The sequence below is a fragment of the Glycomyces artemisiae genome, from assembly GCF_003002955.1.
Lineage (GTDB): Bacteria > Actinomycetota > Actinomycetes > Mycobacteriales > Micromonosporaceae > Glycomyces > Glycomyces artemisiae.
Genome location: NZ_PVTJ01000003.1, coordinates 565,624 through 583,732, shown reverse-complemented (window position 1 = coordinate 583,732; position 18,109 = coordinate 565,624). Strand labels below are relative to the sequence as shown.

Sequence of the window (18,109 nt, the reverse complement as noted above, 5' to 3'; positions counted from 1 at the left end):
TCCGCATGCCGCTTCCAAGGAGTGTGCGGAACCAATCTACGGCTCGCGAGCCCGCTCGCAGAAAGCAGCGCTCGGTGGTCGATCAGCTCGGGCGGGCCATGCGGGCGTGGCGGGCGGCCTTGACGCGCTCGGGGAGGAATCGGTTGCGGAAGGCGGCGAACTTGGTGGCGCGGTCGCCGCCGACGACGGCGTCCTTCCCCGCCAGGAGCGCGTCGACGCCTTGGCGGGCGACGAGGCGCTTGTCGTTCTTCCAGGAGTTGTCGCCGAAGCGGGTGGCGCCCATGCCCGCGTTGGCGTGGAAGTCCGAGTCGGTGGCGCCGGGCAGGAGCGCGGTCACGGTGATGCCATGTTCGAGGAGTTCGGCGCGCAAGGACTCGGCGAACATGTAGACGAACGCCCGCGAGGGCCCGTAGGTGGTCTCGTACGGGGTCGGCTGGGTCGCCGAGACCGAGGAGGTCATGAGGATGCGGCCGCGCCCGCGCGGGATCATGTCGGCCACCACGCGCTTGGCGAGGTGCACCACGGACTTGACGTTGAGGTCGATGAGCGCGAGGTCGTCGGCCAGGTCGACGTCGGCGAAGACACCGCCAATCCCGATGCCCGCGTTGACGACCGCGACCTCCAGCGGGCGGCCCAGCGCCCGGGTCCGCGCCCAGAGGTCCTCGACGCCGTCGTAGGAGGCGAGGTCGGCGCGGACGGGATACGTCGTGGCGCCGAGGGCTCGCAGTTCCGCTGCGGCCGTGTCGGTGCGGTCGGAGCGGCCGGTGACGACCAGGTCGAAGCCGCGGCGGGCGAGTTCGCGGGCGATTTCGAGCCCGATGCCCGCGGAGGCGCCGGTGACGAGGGCGAGCGGTCTGTTGTCGGCTGCGGGGTTCATGGCGGTCTCCCGGTGTTCGGTCGTGGGGAGCGGCGAGCGCCGCCGCTCCCGGATTGGTGTCAGGCTCGGTCGGCGCCGCGGCTGACGGCTTCGCGCGGCGCCACGTCGGCGCGGACGGCGTCGAGCTTTTCCAGCAGGCCGTCGTAGGCGAAGTTCCCCAGCGGCAGGCGCTTTGGCGGGTGCTCGTCGTATGCGACGTCCACAATGGCGACCGCTGCGAGCTCGGGGTCCCCGGCCTCCTTGCCTGCGGTGTCGCGGAAGGATCGCCGCTGGGCCCCGGCCGTCTGGTCGTAGTCGGCGATCTCGCGCTCGGGCGCGACCTCGGCAGCGGAGGACCCGGCCCAGTCCGTCGCGAACCCGCTGGGCTCGACCAGGACCACGCGGATGCCGAGCGGCGCCACCTCCTGGTCGAGCGCCTCCGAGAGCCCCTCGACGGCGAACTTGGTGGCGTTGTACCAGCCCACGGCAGGGAAGGACCGCACGCCGCCGACCGAGGACACGTTCAGGACGGTGCCCGAACGGCGCTCGCGCATCGCCGGAAGGAGCGCGTTGGTGACCGCCGCCAGGCCGAAGACGTTGATCTCCACCATCCGGCGGACCTCGGCCTCGTCGCTCTCCTCGACTGCGGCGAAGTAGCCGATCCCGGCGTTGTTGAACAGCACGTCCACCGCCCCGAACCGCTCCAGCGCCGCACCGGTCGCCGCGGCCACCTGCGCGGGGTCGGTCACGTCGAGCGCCGCGGCCAGGACGCGGTCCCCGCCCGCCCGGACGATGTCGTCGAGGTCGTCGGTGTCGCGGGCGGTCGCCACGACCCGGTCGCCGCGGCGCAGCGCCTCCAGCGCGACGGCGCGTCCGAATCCCCTCGAAGCGCCGGTGATGAACCAGGTGAGCACGGTGGTGCCTTTCTCTCGCAGTAGCCGACCGGGGTCCCGGTCGGACCGCGCCGACGCTACCGCCCAGGTCAGAGGCCCGGAAGAGGTCGAAACACCCTAGGACCGGGCGTCCTACCCGGGATCGTGGATCCCGCTGCGCGTTCGGAGGACAATCGGGGGATGGCCGCCAGGAGAAACGAACTGCTCAGCGCCTTCCTGACCCGCAAACGCGCCGAAGTCTCCCCGGAGACGGCCGGCATCGAAGCCACCGGGACCAGGCGCGTCCCCGGGCTGCGCCGCGAGGAGGTCGCGTTCCTTGCCGGAGTCAGCCTCGACTGGTACGTGCGCCTTGAGCAGGGACGGCCCGTGACGCCCTCGGAGCAAGTGCTCGGCGCGATCGCCCGGACCCTGCGGCTCGACGAGGCCGAACGCGACTACCTGTACAATCTCGCCCGCCCCGCCACCGGCCCCGGCGCGGGCGACCCGGGCCTGCCCGCCGTTCGCCCCGGCATCCGCAAGATGATCCGCACCTTCGACAACCAGCCCGCGTTCGTCCTCGGCCCCCGCATGGAAGTCCTCGACGGCAATGACCTCGCCTGGGCCCTCCTCGCCGACTTCCCCGCCCGAGCACCCGACGACCGCAACCTGCTCCGCTGGATCTTCACCGACCCCGCCGCCCGCGACCTCTACATCGACTGGGCCCAGATCGCAGCCGAGCTCGTCGGCGTGCTCCAGCTCGAAGCCTCCGCCAGACCCCGCGACCAGCAGATCGCCGCGCTCGTACGCGAACTCGCCACCACCAGCACCGAATTCCGCACCTGGTGGGCCCGCCCCGCACCCCAGGGCCGCACCTCGGGCACCAAGCGCTTCCAGCATCCCGTCGTCGGCGCCCTCACCATCGAATGGGAGGCGTTCACCCTCCAGGAAGACCAGACCCAGACCGTCTTCGTCTACACCGCCGCCGACCCCGACTCCGACGCCGCTCTGCGCATGCTCGCAAGCTGGCGAGCCACCACCATCCGCGACTCCGAAGCCGGGACCCTCACTCCGCAGCACCACCTGCGACCCAACTCCACAGAACCTCGGGGACCGCAGGGCGCGGAGTGACGATCGCGATCGATGATGTTCCCGGTGGTTTCGTATGCGTCCGGTGCTGTAGCGGAGTTACCGGGCGACAATCGGCTCTTGTGGAACCATCCAGGACCGCGACCTCATTCGGTTGTGAAGGCAAGCACCTCTTGGGCTACGGCCTCGGCGTTCTCCTCTGCGAGCCAGTGCCCGGCTTTTGGAATCTCGACTGCGCTGCGAAGCTCGTTGAGCAATGGAGCCACGGTCGGCTCGGTGTTGCTGAGGGACCCTTCGGCCGTGAGCAGCATCGTCGGCACCGAGACGGGTTCGGCGGCGGAGTTGTCGATCTGATCTCGGCCCAGCGAGCGGTAGAGTTCGAAGCCGTTGCTGAGGACCTCCGGGCGGGAGTAGGTGCGGTGGTACTCGTCGATTCGCGCCGCGCTGAACGGCGGTGTCGTCCGGTCGCCGCCGAAGGCTGATCCTCCATGGGCGACCTGGGTGTAGAACTCGGTGAGGTAGTCGCGGACGTCTTCGGGGTCGTCGACGATCTGCTCCGGAATGGACGGCTGGCTGTTGAACGCCATGTGCCAGGAGAACGTGCGGTACTGATCAGCGGGCAGGTGCTCGGTGCTGGGCAGCGGGTAGTCCATGTGCACGTACCGGTCCACGGACTGGGGGTACTGGGCGGCGTACTGGAATCCGACTCCCGCGCCGAGGTCGTGGGCGACCAGCGCGATGCGGTCGAGTCGCAGATGATCCTGCACCAGGGCGTGGACGTATGCCGCGAGCGTCCTCTTGTCGAAGCCGGTGGGCGTCCCCGTGCTGTCGCCGAGTCCGGGCAGGTCGACCGCGTAGACCGTGTGGTGCCGTGCGAGCGCGGGGAGGACGTCGCGCCAGGCGTACCAGCTCTGCGGCCAGCCGTGCAGCAGCACCATCCCCGGTCCCTCCCCGCCGGTGACCGAGTGCATGGACACGCCTTGCACCTCGTCGAACCGGTGCTCGAACAAGCGGTTGAACTCGTGGTCGTCGCGGGTCGCGTCGTCGTATCGGCCTGTCGCGCCGTCTGCTTCGCCGGAAGGTTCCTCCGTGGTCGTGAACGTCGTGCCCAGGGGGATGCCGAGCAGGGTCCCCGCTCCCAGCCCGGCGGCGGCCGAAAGCGCGTGGCGCCGGGTGATTCGCTTCGTCGTCATGCCCCCACCTTCGCCGGGAGGCGCCCATATCGGCCAGGTTCCTTGCAGAACTGCAAATCCTGCCCGGCGCACCGCCGTGCCGCGGCCGAGTCATGGACCGGTCAGGTGGATCCGTTCGCCTTGCGGGCCGTAGATGGCGATGGTCTCGGCGGGCCGGTCGTCGCGGGCGTTGGCGATCCAGTGGGGTGTCATGGTGTCGAACTCGGCGGCTTCGCCGGCTTTGAGCACGGTGCGGCTGTCGGCCAGGGCGAGGTTGACCGAGCCGTCGAGAACGTAGAACCACTCGCGTCCCGGATGGGTGTTGTATCGGGGGGCTCGGGCGTTCGATGCCGGTGGGTAGATCACCTTGAATGCTTGGAGGGCGCCCCCGTGGACGCCGAGCGGGATGTACGTCAAGCCGTGCCTGCGGATCGCCTTGAGATGGACGCGGGGGTCGCCGACACGGGGGGCGGCGACGAGTTCGTCAAGCGGAAGGCCGTAGACCCGCGCGAGTGGGAGGAGCTGCTCCAGTCCGGGGCGGACCAGGCCGCGTTCGAGCCGCGAGATCGTGCTCGCGGAGATGCCGCTGCGGTCGGCCAGTTCGGCCAGGCTCAACCCCAGCGTTCGGCGGAAGCCGCGGAGGCGGGCCCCGACGGCGTCGAGGACCTGTTCGTCGTCCATCACGGCTCCCTCCGCAGTGCTCCGCAATGAGCCGGCTGCTGGCATCAGTTTGCAGTTCTGCAAGAACGCTAGCAGTTCTGCACGATGAGGTGCCGTCCTCATCAAGGTCGAGGCTCGACGGCGCACGGGCGCGCGATCCGGAATCGGCGCGGGTCCGCATGGTCGCGGACGCCACGGCATTTGTCCGTATCGGGAGACTTGACATGATATCGAAGGATCTCTATAGTTCGAGGCGTTGTAAGTTTCGGTGATGTCACCGAAAGTTTCGGACAAGATCAGCTCCGTGGCCGTGCCAGCAGTGAGCCGTCGTCCTTCCCGGTACCGGTCGGCACCTCTCCGCACTCGATCGCACGGTCCGGAGAGCACCGCCGGGCGACCGGCGGCTCCCCACGATCGGCGAAGGAGTCATCGATGTCAATCACAAGACGCGGAGTGCTGGGGTTGGGGGCGCTGGGAGCCGCCGTCGCAGGCGGCTCCGTCCTTCCCTCCGCACTGGCCGAACCGGCTCCGACCGCCACCGCGCCGACCGAGCCGTTCGCCCTCGGCGTGCGCGAGTTCGCCTGGAGCCGAGGCGACCGCAGCCTCGTCACCCGCATCTTCTACCCGACGACCGGCTCGCCCGGCGGCGATCCCGTGCGCGACGCCCCGATAGCCGACGGCGCCTTCCCGGTGGTCGAATGGAGCCACGGGCTGGGCGGCAATCCGGAGAGCTACGGCGTCATGATCCGCCCGCTGGCCGAGGCCGGATTCATCGTCCCGGCACCGGTCTTCCCCACCACCTCCTCCGGCACCGAGGGGAACGTCGGCGACGTCTACAACGGCAACCAGTCGCTCGACGTCGCCGAGGTCATCACCCGCACCCTGGCCCTGAACGAGGGCGACGACATGTTCGCCGGCCACATGGACACCGCCAACGGCGTCGGAGCCGCCGGACACTCCCTGGGCGGCATGACCACCCACGGAATCCTCACCGCCTGGCCCGACGAGCGGGTCACCGCCGCGATCCCGTACGCCACCGTGGACATGGGCGACCCGACCGGCGCGGTCGCCGCCAAGGTCCTGTTCGTCCACGGCGACCAGGACCCGGTCTGCGACTACGACCTGGCGCGCCAGGCATACGGCGAGCTCCCCACCCCGAAGGCGTTCATGACGCACACCGGCCAGGGCCACGACGAGTACATCTGGAACGGCGCGACCTACGACCAGACCGTCGCCACCAGCCTGGACTGGATGCGATGGAGCCTCTACGGCGACACCGCCGCCCGCGACCGGCTCGCGGACGACGCCTCCGGCGGCGGCATCGTCTGGGAAGCCGAACTCGACTGACCCGCAGGACCGGCGGCGAATCCGCCGCACCGAGCCCACCCACCCGGTATGGGCGCGCTCGGGAAGCCAACCAGCAGAAGGAGTACCGATGAAACCCATTCCTCCCCGACGGAGGACACGCCGCGGCGCCCGCACCGCGCTGGCGGTGACACTGGCGGTCGGCCTCACCGGGGCCGGCGCGCTGATCTTCGCCAACACCGCGCAGGCCGCCGACACACTCGGCGGGGCGGCGGCCCAGAGCGGCCGCTACTTCGGCGCGGCCATCGCCCCGAACTTCCTGGGCGAGACCCAGTACGCGGACACGCTGAACGCCGAGTTCAACAGCATCGTGGCCGAGAACGCCATGAAGTGGGACGCGACCGAGCCGAACCGCGGCCAGTTCAACTTCAGCGGCGGCGACACGCTGGTCGCCCACGCTGAAGCGAACGGGATGGAAGTGCGCGGCCACACCCTCGTGTGGCACGCCCAGCAACCCGGCTGGGTCCAGGGCCTGACCGGAGACGACCTGCGCCAGGCCATGACCGACCACATCGCGGGCGTCGCGGGCCACTACCAGGGCCGGATCTCGTCCTGGGACGTGGTCAACGAAGCGTTCGAAGAGGACGGCAGCCGCCGCCAGTCGAACCTCCAGCAGCAGCTCGGCGACGGCTGGATCGAGGAGGCGTTCCGCGCCGCCGACGCCGCCGACCCCGACGCGAGGCTCTGCTACAACGACTACAACACCGACGGCATCAACGCCAAGAGCGACGGGATCTACGCGATGGTCGAGGACTTCCTCGCCCGAGGCGTGCCGATCGACTGCGTCGGCTTCCAGTCCCACCTCAGCACCGACTCGAACCTGAGCACCTACCAGGCCAACCTCGAACGCTTCGCAGCGCTCGGCGTCGACGTCGAGATCACCGAGCTGGACGTCGGCGGATCGGGCTCGGCCCAGGCCGACGTGTACCGGACCGTGACCGAGGCCTGCGTGGCGGTCGATCGCTGCAACGGCATCACGACCTGGGGCATCACCGACAAGTACTCGTGGCGCGGCGACGACACGCCGCTGCTGTTCGACGACGCCTACCAGAAGAAGGAGGCGTACGACGCCGTCCTCGAAGTCCTGAACTCGGCCGCCCCGAGCGATGAGCCGACCGGTGAGCCCGAGCAGGACCAGGCGCTGCCGGAGACCTTCGAGTGGGAGTCGACGGGCGAACTGGTCGACCAGCAGCAGACCGCCCCCGACCGGCAGCTGGTCTCGATCAAGGACCCGTCGGTGGTCAACGTGGACGGTCAATACCACGTCTACGCGACGACCGCCGACACCGGCGGCGGTTGGTCGCTGACCTACTTCGGCGGCTTCTCGGACTGGTCCGAAGCGGGGGACGCCGAGCAGCTCCACCTCACCACGACGGCCGTCGGCGGCGGCTACCGGGCCGCGCCGCAGGTGTTCTACTTCGAGCCCGACGACCAGTGGTACCTGATCTACCAGACCGGGCTGCCCTCGTTCTCGACCCTCGACGGCCCGGGAGCGCCCGAGTCGGCTTCGGCGGCGCAGAACTTCATCAGCGCCCATGACCCGATCGTGGACGAGGGCTCCAGCTACGTCGTCGACTACTGGGTCACCTGCGACGAGGCGAACTGCTACATGTTCTTCAGCAATTCGAACAACACCTTCTTCCGCATGCAGACCACGGTCGACGAGTTCCCGGGCGGCTTCGGCGACACCCAGGTGCTGATGGCATCGCCGGGCGACAACGGCCTGTTCGAGGCGCTCAACCTCTACAAGGTCGGCGACACCGACCAGTACCTGCTCATCATCGAGGCCATCGGCGCGAGCGGCGACCGCTACTTCCGGTCCTGGACTGCCGACAGCCTCGACGCGCTCGGCGACGAGTGGACCCCCTTGGCCGACAGCGAGTCCGACCCGTTCGCGGGAGCGGCCAACGTGTCGTTCCCCGGGGGAGCCTGGACGAACGACATCAGCCACGGCGAGATGGTCCGGACGAACCCCGACCAGACCATGCAGATCGACCCGTGCGACATGCAATACCTCTACCAGGGCAGGGACCCGGCCTCGAACGGCATGGAGTACTCCCAGCTGCCCTACTGCCTCGGACTCCTCACCAACACCAACCCGGCGTGTTGAGGCGCCGATGAGCCGACGCCCGGGCCCCGGACCGTGAAACGGTCCGGGGCCCGGGCGTCGCACTTCGCGTGCCCGGCTGCGGGCCGCGCACCACGAGCTATCGCTCGATGCTGATGAGCTCACCGATCTCCAGCGCGGACCACACTGCTCCGTCCGGGGCGATCGCGATGCCGTGGGGTTCGCTGTTCTCGACCGGGAGATCGTGGCCGGTGATCTTGCCCTCGGCGGTCACGTGCCCGATCCGGTTGCCGCCCCATTCGGTGAACCAGCAGCCCCCTGCATCGTCGGCGACCACGGCGTGCGGCTTGGCGCCCTCGCCCAGCGCGAAGGCGGTGACGGTGCCGTCCTCGTCGATGCGGCCGATGCGGTCGCCCATGATGTCGGCGAACCACACGCTGCCGACGCCCACCGCGATACCGACCGGCGCGGCCCCTTGCAGTGCAAGCGGGATCACCGTGACGGCGCCGTCGGTGTCGACGCGCCCGACCGAGGCCGCCGCGTTGAGCGTGAACCACAGGTCCCCGCCCGGTGCGGCCGCGATCGCCGAGGGGAAGCCACCGGTGTGCGGGATCGCGAACCGCGTGAGCTCCCCGTCCGGCCCGATACGTCCGATGTGGTCGCCGGCGGACTCGGTGAACCACACCGCGCCCGAGCGGTCGACGGCGATCCCGTACGGCCCCGCACCTGAGGCGAGCCGCACCTCGCTCAGCTCGCCGTCGACGCCGATGCGGCCGATGCGGTCGGCCTTGTACTCGGTGAACCATGCCGCGCCGTCGGGCGCGACGGCGAGCACGGTCGGCTGCGCCCCGGCCGCCAGCTCGGTGTACACGGGCTCCCCCTCCGCGCCGATGCGCCCGACGCGATCACACTCGGCCACGGTGAACCAGGTCGTCCCGTCCGCGCCGAAACCGATTCCATATGCGCCCTTGGCAACTGCGATCGTCCTCATGAGATAACACCTTCCGCTACCAATCGGTGCATCGCCGGCTCGGCGAACTGACTTGCCACTCCTCGCCTTACGAGATGCCGTACGACGCGGCCGGAGCGGGAACGGCCAATGATTACATCACCTGATACGACGAGAAGTACACGTGGGCGGCGGTCACGCGCGTGCGCGCCTGGACGCCGTTCCTTCAGCCCTGCCCGAGCGCTCGCGAGGTCGCGGTGCCGCGGATGCCCGATACCGGGCCCTCGTAGAGGACTCGCCCGCCGTGGCGGCCCGCTCCCGGGCCCAGGTCGACGATCCAGTCGGCGCGGCGGATCACGTCGAGGTTGTGCTCGATGACGACGACCGTGTGACCGCGGTCGACCAGTTGGAACAGCACCTTCACGAGCGTGTCGACGTCGCGCAGGTGCAGCCCGGTCGTCGGCTCGTCCAAGACGTACAGCGACGGCTCCGCGGTGTCGTGCAGTTCCTTCGCGATCTTGACGCGCTGGCACTCGCCGCCCGACAGCGTCGTGAGCGGCTGCCCGAGACGCAGGTAGCCGAGCCCGACCCGGTCGAGGTGGCCCAGCGCCTTGCGGATCGTCCGGTCCTCGAAGCGTTCGAGCGCGTCCGCGATGGTCAGATCGTCGATGTCGGCGATCGTGAGCCCCTCGACCCGGTGGTGCAGGACCTCGTCGGTGAAACGGCGCCCGCCGCACCTCGCGCACACGGTCTCCTGCCCCTCCAGGAACGCGAGGTCGGTGTAGACGATCCCGAGACCCTTGCATTCGGGGCACGCGCCTTCGGAGTTGGCGCTGAAGTACTTGGCGGGCAGGCCGCTCGCCTTCGCGAACAGGCGGCGGACCGGCGCGGCGATCCCGGTGTAGGTGATCGGCGTGGAGCGGCGGTTGGCGCCGACGGGGCGCTGGTCCACGACGATCGCGCCGTGCTGGTCGACCAGTTCGGCCGCCAGGCTCGACTTGCCGGATCCGGCGACGCCGGAGAGCACGGTCAGCACCCCGATCGGGAAGTCGACCGTCAAGTCCTGCAGGTTGTTCCGCTCCGCGTGCTTGACCGTGATCACGTCGGCGGCCTCGCGCGGCGCGGTGGCGGCCGGCGCGCGATCGGCGAGGGCGAGCGCCGTGGGCGTGCGGGCCTCCCGCAGCTGGGCGAACGTCCCCTGGAAGACCACGCGCCCGCCCTCGGCTCCCGCGTCGGGTCCGATCTCGACGATCTGGTCCGCGACCGCCATGACGGCCGGGTCGTGCTCGACGACGAGCACCGTGTTCCCCTTGTCCCGCAACCGGGCCAAGATCCCGGTCATCGCCTCCACGTCCTGCGGGTGCAGTCCGACCGTGGGCTCGTCGAAGATGTAGAGCATTTCGATCAGGCTGCTGCCCAAGTGCTTCACGGTCTTCACCCGCTGGGACTCGCCTCCGGACAGACTCGTCGTGGCGCGGCCCAGGTGCAGGTAGCCGAGGCCGATGCCGTCCATCGCGCGCAGCCGCTCCATCAGTGCCGAGACGACCGGCGCCACCGCGGCCTCCGTTATCCCCGTGAGGAAGTCGGGCAGTTCCGAGACTTCCATGGACGCCAGCTCGCCGATGGTGCGGCCGTGAACCTCGACGGCCCGGGCTTCGGCGTTCAGCCGCTCGCCCGCGCACTCGGGGCACGTCCCGGATCGCGTGAACCGGTCGATGGTCTCCTGCTTGCGCTCCGAAAGGTGGTCGGCAGTGCGCAGGTAGATCCGCTCGAACCACTCGACCAGGCCCTCGAAGTCGGCCGGGGGCCTGGTTTCGAGCCTCGCGGCGTGCTCGCCGCCGTACAGCAGTGCGAGCCGCTCGCCCTCGGTCCAGTCGCGCAGCGGCGTGTCGACCGGGAACGCCCCCGCATCGACGTACTTGGCGTGCCAGTAGCCGCCGTCCACGATGCCGGGCAGGAGGATCGCGCCGCTGCGCAGCGTCCGGTCGGGGTCGAGGAACGACGCGACGTCGACCGCCACCGTCTCGCCGAGGCCCGAGCAGGTCGGGCACATGCCGGCCGGGTCGTTGAAGGAGAACCGGGTCGACTCGCCGATCAGCGGCTCGCCGACCCGGGAGTACAGCAGCCGCAGGTAGGTCCAGGTGTCGGTGATCGTCCCGACGGTCGACCTGGCGTTCCCGCCCAGGCGGCGCTGGTCGATCACCACCACAGGCGAGAGCCCCGAGATCTCGTCGGCGTCGGGCCGGGTCCATTTCGGCATCCGGTTCCGCAGGAACGGCGGGTACGTCTCGGTGACCTGGTGGCCCGCCTCGGCGGCGATCGTGTCGAACACCAGGGACGACTTCCCGGAGCCGGACACGCCCGCGAACACGATCATCTTCCCGCGCGGCAGGTCCACGTCGAGGGACTTGAGGTTGTTGGACCGGGCGCTGCGGATGCGGATCATTCGCTCGTTCATCCCGTCGACGCTAGACGCGGATGCGGCCGGATCCTGGCCGCATTTTCGGGCAGACTGAAGACATGCCCGATGTCACCCGCCGAATGCTCTCCCTGCTCGCGACACTGCAGACCGGCCGTTCGTTCAGCGGCGCCGAACTCGCCGCGCGGCTCGGCGTCAGCCCCCGGACGCTGCGGCGCGACATCGACCGCCTGCGCGAATACGACTACCCGGTCGAGACGCGTCCGGGGCCGGGCGGTCACTACCGGCTCACCGCCGGCACCGCGATGCCGCCGCTCATGCTCGAAGACGACGAGGCCATCGCGATCCTCCTCGGCCTCGCCGCACTCGCGGCGACCGGCAGCGCCGACGAAGGCTCCGTGGACGAGGCGGCCACCCGCGCCTACGGGAAGGTCGACCAGTACCTGCCCAAACGCCTCCGACACCGGATCGCACGGCTGCGGGCCAGCCTGGAGACCGGCGGCGTGCCCGCCCCGACCACCAGCGCGGGCGACCTCGGCGAGCTGGCCGACGCGATCGCGGCCCGCCAGATCGTCACGTTCGACTACGAACGGGGCGACGGCGCGGTCTCGTCCCGTCGCGTCGAACCCCACCGGCAGCTCCATCACCTCCAACGCTGGTACCTCCTCGCCTGGGACCTCGGCCGCGGCGACTGGCGGACCTTCCGCACGGACCGCGTCCGCGGCCTGCGCCTTTCCACCACCCGATTCGACCCGAGGCCCGCCCCGTCGGCGATGGACTACCTCGTCGAAGGCATCGCCCGGAACCGCCGACCGGTCGCCTTCATCGTCTCGGCCCCGCCGGGACCCGTCGCCGAGGCGTTCCGCCACGACACGGTCGAACTCACCGCCCTCGACGACGGGCGGACCCGCGTCGCCATGCGCCTCGACACCTGGGAATGGCCGCTCGTCGCCCTCGCGTTCCTCGACGCGGACTTCACGATCGAGGCGCCGGACCACTTCGTCCAGGGCTTCCACCGCTTCGCCGAACGACTGCGCGCGGCCGCCGCAAATTGATCCGGGAACCCACTGGGGCACAGTGGTCACGGCGACCCGGTGGAATGCGCTCGGCGGCAGCGGCGTTGGCAGGTGCATGTGGAGCAGTGAGGACCTCGATCTCGACGCCTATCTCGCCTTCCTGGGCTACGAGGGCGACCGGGCCCCGACGCTGGGGACCCTCCGCGGCCTCCAGCGTGCGCACGTGCTCAACGTCAGGTGGGACACCCTCGACAGCTTCCTCTACCGCGAGGTCAGACTCGACCTGCCCTCCTTGCAGGACAAGCTGATCCGCCGCGGCCGCGGCGGCTACTGCTTCGAGCACGTCACGCTCTTCGCCGCGGTCCTGGAGAAGCTCGGCTTCGACTTCACCGCCGTCTCCGGCCGGGTCCAGCTCGGTGCCGACCAGTACCGCCCGCGCCCCGCCACCCACGCGATGATCCTGGTCGACATCGACGGGACCCGCCGGCTTGTCGACGTCGGCTTCGGCAACAGCCCCCTGGAGCCCATCGAGCTCGTCGACGGCGCCACCAGCGAGGCCGGCCCCTGGCCGTACCTGCTGCGCTGGCAGGAGATCACCCACGGCTCGCCGGGCTGGGCCGTGCACCAGCGCGGCGACGAGGAGTCCTGGCAGGTGCGGCAGGTCTTCACCGAGAACCCGCAGTACGCCGTCGACTACGCGGTCGGCAATCACTTCGTGGCCTCGAACGACCGCTCGCCGTTCGTCATCCGCCCGTTCGTGCAGCGGCTGCGCACCGACCGGTACGACACGCTCGACGCGCTCACCTGGACCACCGAGCGCCCCGGCGGGACTCCTTCGAAGCAGACCGTCGAACCACGCGAGGTGCCGAAGCTCCTCGACGACGTCTTCGGCATCCGCACCGACACCGAGGAGGCCGCACTGCTGGTGCGCCGCCTGACCGAGCTGGCCGAAGCGCCGCCTGCACGACAGTTACCCGAACTCCCGCGCTAGTTGATGTAACCACGGTTTCATGCAACCATGGTTGCATGGGTGGAACTGACGCGCACGGCACCGGTGAGTGGGTGCTGCTGTCGTACCGGATGCCGCGGGAGCCGTCGAGCCCGCGGATCGCGTTGTGGCGCAAGCTCAAGCGGCTGGGGGTCGCGCAGCTGTCGGACGGTCTGGTGGCGCTCCCCGCTGATGCGAGGACGCGGGAGCACTTGGAGTGGCTTGCCGACGAGGCTCTGGAGGCGGGCGGGACGGCGGCGATCTGGATCGCCCGGCCCGCGGCCCTCGCGCAGGAGCGGGAGCTGGCGGCATTGATGGCCGAGGCCAGGGCCGTCGAGTACCGGGGCGTTCTGGACGCGGCCGCAGCCGCCGCCGAGCTGCCCGAGGTCGAGCGGGCTGCCGCGGTGCGGCGGCTGCGCGCCGAGCTCCACCGCATCGACCGCCGCGACTACTTCCCGCCGCCCGAACGCGATCGGGCCCGCCGGGCGGTCGCCGACCTCCAGGGCCAGAGCGCCTCCGAGGCGGTGGGCTCGTGAGGTGGGCGACGCGTGCGGGCGTCCACATCGACCGGGCCGCGTGCATCTGGCTCATCCGCCGCGCCGTCGACCCTGACGCGGAATTCGTGTTCGTCGCCGACCCCGCCGACGTGCCCGAGGAGGCGACGGCGTTCGACATGCGCGGCGTCGACCTGGGCCACCAGGGCGGCGACTGCACGTTCGAGACGATCCTGCGCCGCTACGACCTCACCGACCCGGTCCTGTGGCGCCTCGCCGCCACGGTGCATGAAGCCGACCTCGACGACGAGCGGTTCGACGTCCCCGAAGCCCACGGCATCGACATCGCCCTGCGCGCCCTGTCCATGGTCTGCGACGACGAGCAGACGATCGAGCACACCCGGCCGCTGTTCGACGGCCTCTACGAGTACTACCGCCGATCCACCCTACTCGGCCGCGAACCCGCCTGAGACGCAAAGGAACCCCTGCCCCCATGAACACCAAACGCGACCGTGCCGACGCCACGGCCCGAGCGGCAGCCGCACGCGACGTCGTCCCGTTCCGGACCGCCCTGAAAGCGTGGTTCCTGATCTCGCTCCAGACCTTCGGCGGCCCTGCCGGGCAGATCGCGGTCATGCAGCGGACCCTGGTCGACGAGCGCCGCTGGATCGGCCAGCAGCGGTTCCTCCACGCCCTCAACTACTGCATGCTCCTGCCCGGCCCCGAAGCCCAGCAGCTCGCGATCTACGTCGGCTGGCTTCTCAACGGGGTCCGAGGCGGGCTCGCCGCGGGCATCCTGTTCGTCCTCCCCGGCGCCGTCGCCCTCCTGGCCCTCTCCATCGTCTACGTCGCGTTCGGCGACACCACGATCGTCACCGCCCTGTTCGCCGGACTCGCACCCGCCGTCGTCGCCGTCGTCGCCCAAGCCGTCCACCGCGTCGGCAAGCGCGCCCTGTCCCACCCGCTGCTCGTCGTCCTCGCCGCCGCCGCATTCGTCGCGCTGGCGCTGTTCGGCATCCCGTTCCCGATCGTCATCGCCGCCGCCGCGCTCGCCGGATGGGCCATCGGCCGCTGGAAGCCGAACGCGCTCAAGGCGGGCGGCCACGGCTCGGCGCAGGACGGCCCCGCACCGTTGATCGCCGACGACGCCCTCCACCACGAGGCTCCCAGCGGGAAACGCGCCGCCCGCATCATCGTGATCGGCCTGGTCCTGTGGGCCGCACCGGTCCTCGCTGTCGCACTCCTGACCGGCACGGACTCCGTGTTCACCGCCCAGGGCCTGTTCTTCTCCGGTACGGCCGTGGTCACCTTCGGCGGCGCCTACGCCGTCCTCGCCTACGTCGCCCAACGAGCCGTCGAGCACTACGCCTGGCTCTCAGCGGGCGACATGGTCAAGGGCCTCGCCCTCGCCGAGACCACTCCCGGGCCGCTGATCATGGTCGTCCAGTTCGTCGCCTTCCTCGGCGCCTACCACCACCCCGGCGACCTGAACCCCTGGGCCGCAGGCGTCCTCGGGGCGCTGCTGACCACCTGGGTGACGTTCGTGCCCTGCTTCCTGTTCATCTTCCTCGGCGCCCCCTACATCGAACGCCTCCGCAACAACCAGAAGCTCTCCGCGGCCCTCACCGGCATTACCGCCGCCGTCGTCGGCGTCATCGCGAACCTCGCCCTCTACTTCGCCCTCACCGCCCTCTTCACCGACACCCACGACATCAACGCCGGACCGCTCCACTTCGCCGTCCCCGTCTTCGCCTCCATCCAGCCGGTCGCCCTCGCCATCACCGCGATCGCGCTCGTCCTCGTCTTCGCCCTCAAATGGTCCGTCCTGCGCGTCCTCGGCGTCTGCGCCGCACTCGGCCTCATCGCAGGACTCACCGGCCTTCCGGTGGCCTGACCGTTCAGCCTTCGCGGAGGCCGATGCGGGTGTGGAGACGTTTCAGGGGCGGCGGGGCCCACCAGTTGAACCGGCCGGTGAGGCGCATGACCGCTGGGAGGAGGACGCCCCGGATCACCGTGGCGTCCACGGTCACCGCGAGGGCCATGCCCAGGCCGAGCATCTGGAGGAACGCGACGTCTCCGGTCGCGTAGACCGCGAAGGTGAAGGCGAGGACGAGGGCGGCGGCGGTGACCAGGGGGGCCGAGCGCTGGAGGCCGGTGGCGATCGAGGCGGTCGGGTCGCCGGATCGGTCGTATTCCTCCTTGATGCGGGCGAGCATGAACACCTCGTAGTCCATGGACAGGCCGTAGGCGACGCAGAACATGAGGATCGGGATCGACGGCTCGAACGAGCCCTGCGGGGTGAACCCGATGAGGTCGGAGAGGTGCCCGTCCTGGAAGACCCAGACGAGCGCGCCGAACATGGCCGCCATCGACAGGGCGTTGAGGATCGTCGCTTTGAGCGGGGCGATCACGCTGCCGGTCATCAGGAACAGGATCACGAAGGTGATCAGCACGATCAGGCCGAGGAGGAGCGGGAGGCGATCGAGGAGCGCGTCGCGGAAGTCGGCCAAGTCGGCGGGGTAGCCCGCCACGGACGTCGCGAACGGGGCCTTGACGTCTCGGACTTCGCCGACCATGGCGTAGGGGTCGTCGCGCATCGCCGAGGTCTCGGGGACGGCCGCCAGCCAGGTGTCGTCGCCGTGCCATGAGAACCGGTTCGTGTCGGGGGACGCTATGAGGACGCCGTTCGCGAATCTGCCTGCTGCCGAGTCGACTTGCGCGATGCCGTCGACTTCGGAGAGCTCGGCGGTGTAGGCGGTGAGGGCAGCCTCGTCGGTGTTCTCGGCCAGGATCAGGAGCGAGTCGGTCGCCTCGGCGGCGAAGCCCGCGGTGACCTGGTCGGTGACGACTCGACTCGGGGCGTCCTCCGGCAGGGACCGCTCGTCGGGAACGCCGAACCGGACGCCCAGGAGCGGAGAGGAGAGCGTCAGGACCAGGACTAGTGCGGCCGCGCCCCACAGGACGGGACGGCGCATGACCGCCGTCGCGATATGGAACCAGCGGCCCTCGGAAACCGGGCGCGGGGCGGCGCGGCGCTGGACGCGGTGGCCCCAGACGGCAAGGGCCGCAGGGAGGACCACGACCGCGCCGAGGACCGCCGCGAGCGGGACGACGATGCCCGCGTACCCGAAGGACCGCAGGAACGGGAACGGCATGAACAGCAGCACCGAGAGGCTCGCGGCCACCGTGACCGCGGAGAACACGACGGTGCGGCCGGCGCTCGCGACGGTGCGCGCCACCGCCTCGGCGCGGTCGTGCAGTGCCGACTCTTCGCGGAAGCGGCTGACGATGAAGAGGCAGTAGTCGACGGCCAAGCCCATGGCCATCACCAGGATCAGGTTGGCCGCGAACGTCGACACCTCCACCTGCGCGGCGACGAACCGCATGGCGGCCAACGAGACCGCGAGCGCGAACAGGCCCACGCCGACCGTGAGGAAGGCCGCGGCCGGGCGGCGGTAGATCGCGATGAGGAGGATCAGGAGGCCGGGGATGACGATGGCCTCGGCGAGGAGGAAGTCCTGGCGGGCGATCTGGGCGGCCTCGCGGAACAGCTCGTCGGAGCCGCCGACGGCCACGGTGAGCGGGCCGTCGTCGCGTTCGAACCGGGCTTTGAGGCGGGGGAGGACGTCTTCGCGGACGTGGGTCACTTCGCCTGGGACGTACGCGGTCACGAGCGCCTGGGAGCCGTCCTCGCTGACGAGGGCCGGGGACTGCGAGTCCCAGTAGGAGTCGACGCGGAGCACCTCGTCGGCGCCCGCGAGCGCCGCGGCGAGGTCGGCGCCTGCGGCGGTGCTCGCGGCCGAGTCGACGTCGCCGTCTGCGGCCGTGACCAGGAGCAGGAAGTTCGCGGAGCCGGTCGCGAAGTCGCGGTCCAGGCGTTCGCCGGTGACGATCGACTCGGAGCCGGGGACTTGGTACCGGGAGAGGACGAGCGCGTTCATAGTGCCGGTGGCGGTGAACGCGGCGGCGAGGAGGAGCAGCAGCGACACGATGAGTACGGATCGCCTGCGGCGGTAGGCGAAGCGTCCGAGGCGGAGCATCTGCGACCTGGGTGAGGCGAGCGGGGGAGCGGTGGAGGTCATGGGGTCTCCCGACCGGCGTAGACTGCAAATACGAGTGAGCGCTCGCAAATAAAAATACGAGCAACTGCTCGTAATATCAAGT

The 18,109-nt window shown here is 70.3% G+C and carries 15 protein-coding genes; 8 read left to right on the top strand and 7 right to left on the bottom strand.

Annotation, left to right across the window (positions count from 1 at the left end):
- Window positions 1–82 precede the first annotated feature (82 nt).
- Both B0I28_RS11375 and B0I28_RS11370 read right to left on the bottom strand, forming a co-directional pair.
- Window positions 83–877 carry an SDR family NAD(P)-dependent oxidoreductase gene (locus tag B0I28_RS11375; protein WP_106363919.1) on the bottom strand — a complete coding sequence of 265 codons (795 nt, stop codon included), beginning with the start codon at window positions 875–877 and terminating at the stop codon, window positions 83–85.
- A gap of 59 nt (window positions 878–936) precedes the next feature.
- Complete coding sequence (locus B0I28_RS11370; protein WP_106363918.1) at window positions 937–1,770, bottom strand: oxidoreductase; 834 nt, start codon at window positions 1,768–1,770, stop codon at window positions 937–939.
- Between the two features lie 159 nt (window positions 1,771–1,929).
- On the opposite strand from B0I28_RS11370, the gene B0I28_RS11365 reads away from it, so the two are divergent.
- Entirely contained in the window at window positions 1,930–2,856 is a 927-nt protein-coding gene (locus B0I28_RS11365; protein WP_106363917.1) for a helix-turn-helix transcriptional regulator, read from the top strand.
- A gap of 104 nt (window positions 2,857–2,960) precedes the next feature.
- Here the strand turns inward: B0I28_RS11365 and B0I28_RS11360 are convergent, their stop codons facing one another.
- Together B0I28_RS11360 and B0I28_RS11355 are read right to left on the bottom strand one after the other, a co-directional pair.
- On the bottom strand, window positions 2,961–4,007 hold the full coding sequence (locus tag B0I28_RS11360) for an alpha/beta fold hydrolase (protein ID WP_106363916.1): 1,047 nt from the start codon (window positions 4,005–4,007) through the stop codon (window positions 2,961–2,963).
- A gap of 90 nt (window positions 4,008–4,097) precedes the next feature.
- Window positions 4,098–4,667: a helix-turn-helix domain-containing protein gene (locus B0I28_RS11355; protein ID WP_245888941.1), complete on the bottom strand. Its 570-nt coding sequence runs from the start codon at window positions 4,665–4,667 to the stop codon at window positions 4,098–4,100.
- A gap of 411 nt (window positions 4,668–5,078) precedes the next feature.
- Between B0I28_RS11355 and B0I28_RS11350 the strand changes: the two genes are divergently transcribed.
- Together B0I28_RS11350 and B0I28_RS11345 are read left to right on the top strand one after the other, a co-directional pair.
- Window positions 5,079–5,993 (top strand): alpha/beta hydrolase family protein, encoded by a 915-nt coding sequence (locus B0I28_RS11350; protein ID WP_106363915.1) that lies wholly within the window; start codon window positions 5,079–5,081, stop codon window positions 5,991–5,993.
- Between the two features lie 88 nt (window positions 5,994–6,081).
- Window positions 6,082–8,121 (top strand): non-reducing end alpha-L-arabinofuranosidase family hydrolase, encoded by a 2,040-nt coding sequence (locus B0I28_RS11345; RefSeq protein ID WP_106363914.1) that lies wholly within the window; start codon window positions 6,082–6,084, stop codon window positions 8,119–8,121.
- 97 nt (window positions 8,122–8,218) lie between these two features.
- Here the strand turns inward: B0I28_RS11345 and B0I28_RS11340 are convergent, their stop codons facing one another.
- Window positions 8,219–9,070: a Vgb family protein gene (locus B0I28_RS11340; protein ID WP_106363913.1), complete on the bottom strand. Its 852-nt coding sequence runs from the start codon at window positions 9,068–9,070 to the stop codon at window positions 8,219–8,221.
- 184 nt (window positions 9,071–9,254) lie between these two features.
- On the bottom strand, window positions 9,255–11,486 hold the full coding sequence (locus B0I28_RS11335) for an ATP-binding cassette domain-containing protein (RefSeq protein WP_106363912.1): 2,232 nt from the start codon (window positions 11,484–11,486) through the stop codon (window positions 9,255–9,257).
- Between the two features lie 62 nt (window positions 11,487–11,548).
- Here B0I28_RS11335 and B0I28_RS11330 point away from each other — a divergent pair, with 62 nt between their 5' ends.
- From B0I28_RS11330 to chrA, 5 genes are all read left to right on the top strand, one after another.
- Window positions 11,549–12,502, top strand: a complete 954-nt coding sequence (locus B0I28_RS11330) for a helix-turn-helix transcriptional regulator (protein ID WP_106363911.1) — start codon at window positions 11,549–11,551, stop codon at window positions 12,500–12,502.
- Between the two features lie 76 nt (window positions 12,503–12,578).
- Window positions 12,579–13,454: an arylamine N-acetyltransferase family protein gene (locus tag B0I28_RS11325; protein WP_106363910.1), complete on the top strand. Its 876-nt coding sequence runs from the start codon at window positions 12,579–12,581 to the stop codon at window positions 13,452–13,454.
- Window positions 13,455–13,489: 35 nt separating this feature from the next.
- Window positions 13,490–13,987, top strand: a complete 498-nt coding sequence (locus B0I28_RS11320) for a Chromate resistance protein ChrB (protein WP_106363909.1) — start codon at window positions 13,490–13,492, stop codon at window positions 13,985–13,987.
- On the top strand, window positions 13,984–14,415 hold the full coding sequence (locus B0I28_RS11315) for a chromate resistance protein ChrB domain-containing protein (RefSeq protein WP_106363908.1): 432 nt from the start codon (window positions 13,984–13,986) through the stop codon (window positions 14,413–14,415). Before B0I28_RS11320 ends, B0I28_RS11315 begins: the two co-directional genes overlap by 4 nt.
- Window positions 14,416–14,438: 23 nt before the next feature.
- On the top strand, window positions 14,439–15,839 hold the full coding sequence (chrA, locus tag B0I28_RS11310) for a chromate efflux transporter (protein ID WP_106363907.1): 1,401 nt from the start codon (window positions 14,439–14,441) through the stop codon (window positions 15,837–15,839).
- A 4-nt stretch (window positions 15,840–15,843) separates the two neighbouring features.
- On the opposite strand, the gene B0I28_RS11305 is transcribed toward chrA, so the two are convergent.
- On the bottom strand, window positions 15,844–18,027 hold the full coding sequence (locus B0I28_RS11305) for an MMPL family transporter (protein ID WP_106363906.1): 2,184 nt from the start codon (window positions 18,025–18,027) through the stop codon (window positions 15,844–15,846).
- Between the last annotated feature and the right edge of the window lie 82 nt (window positions 18,028–18,109).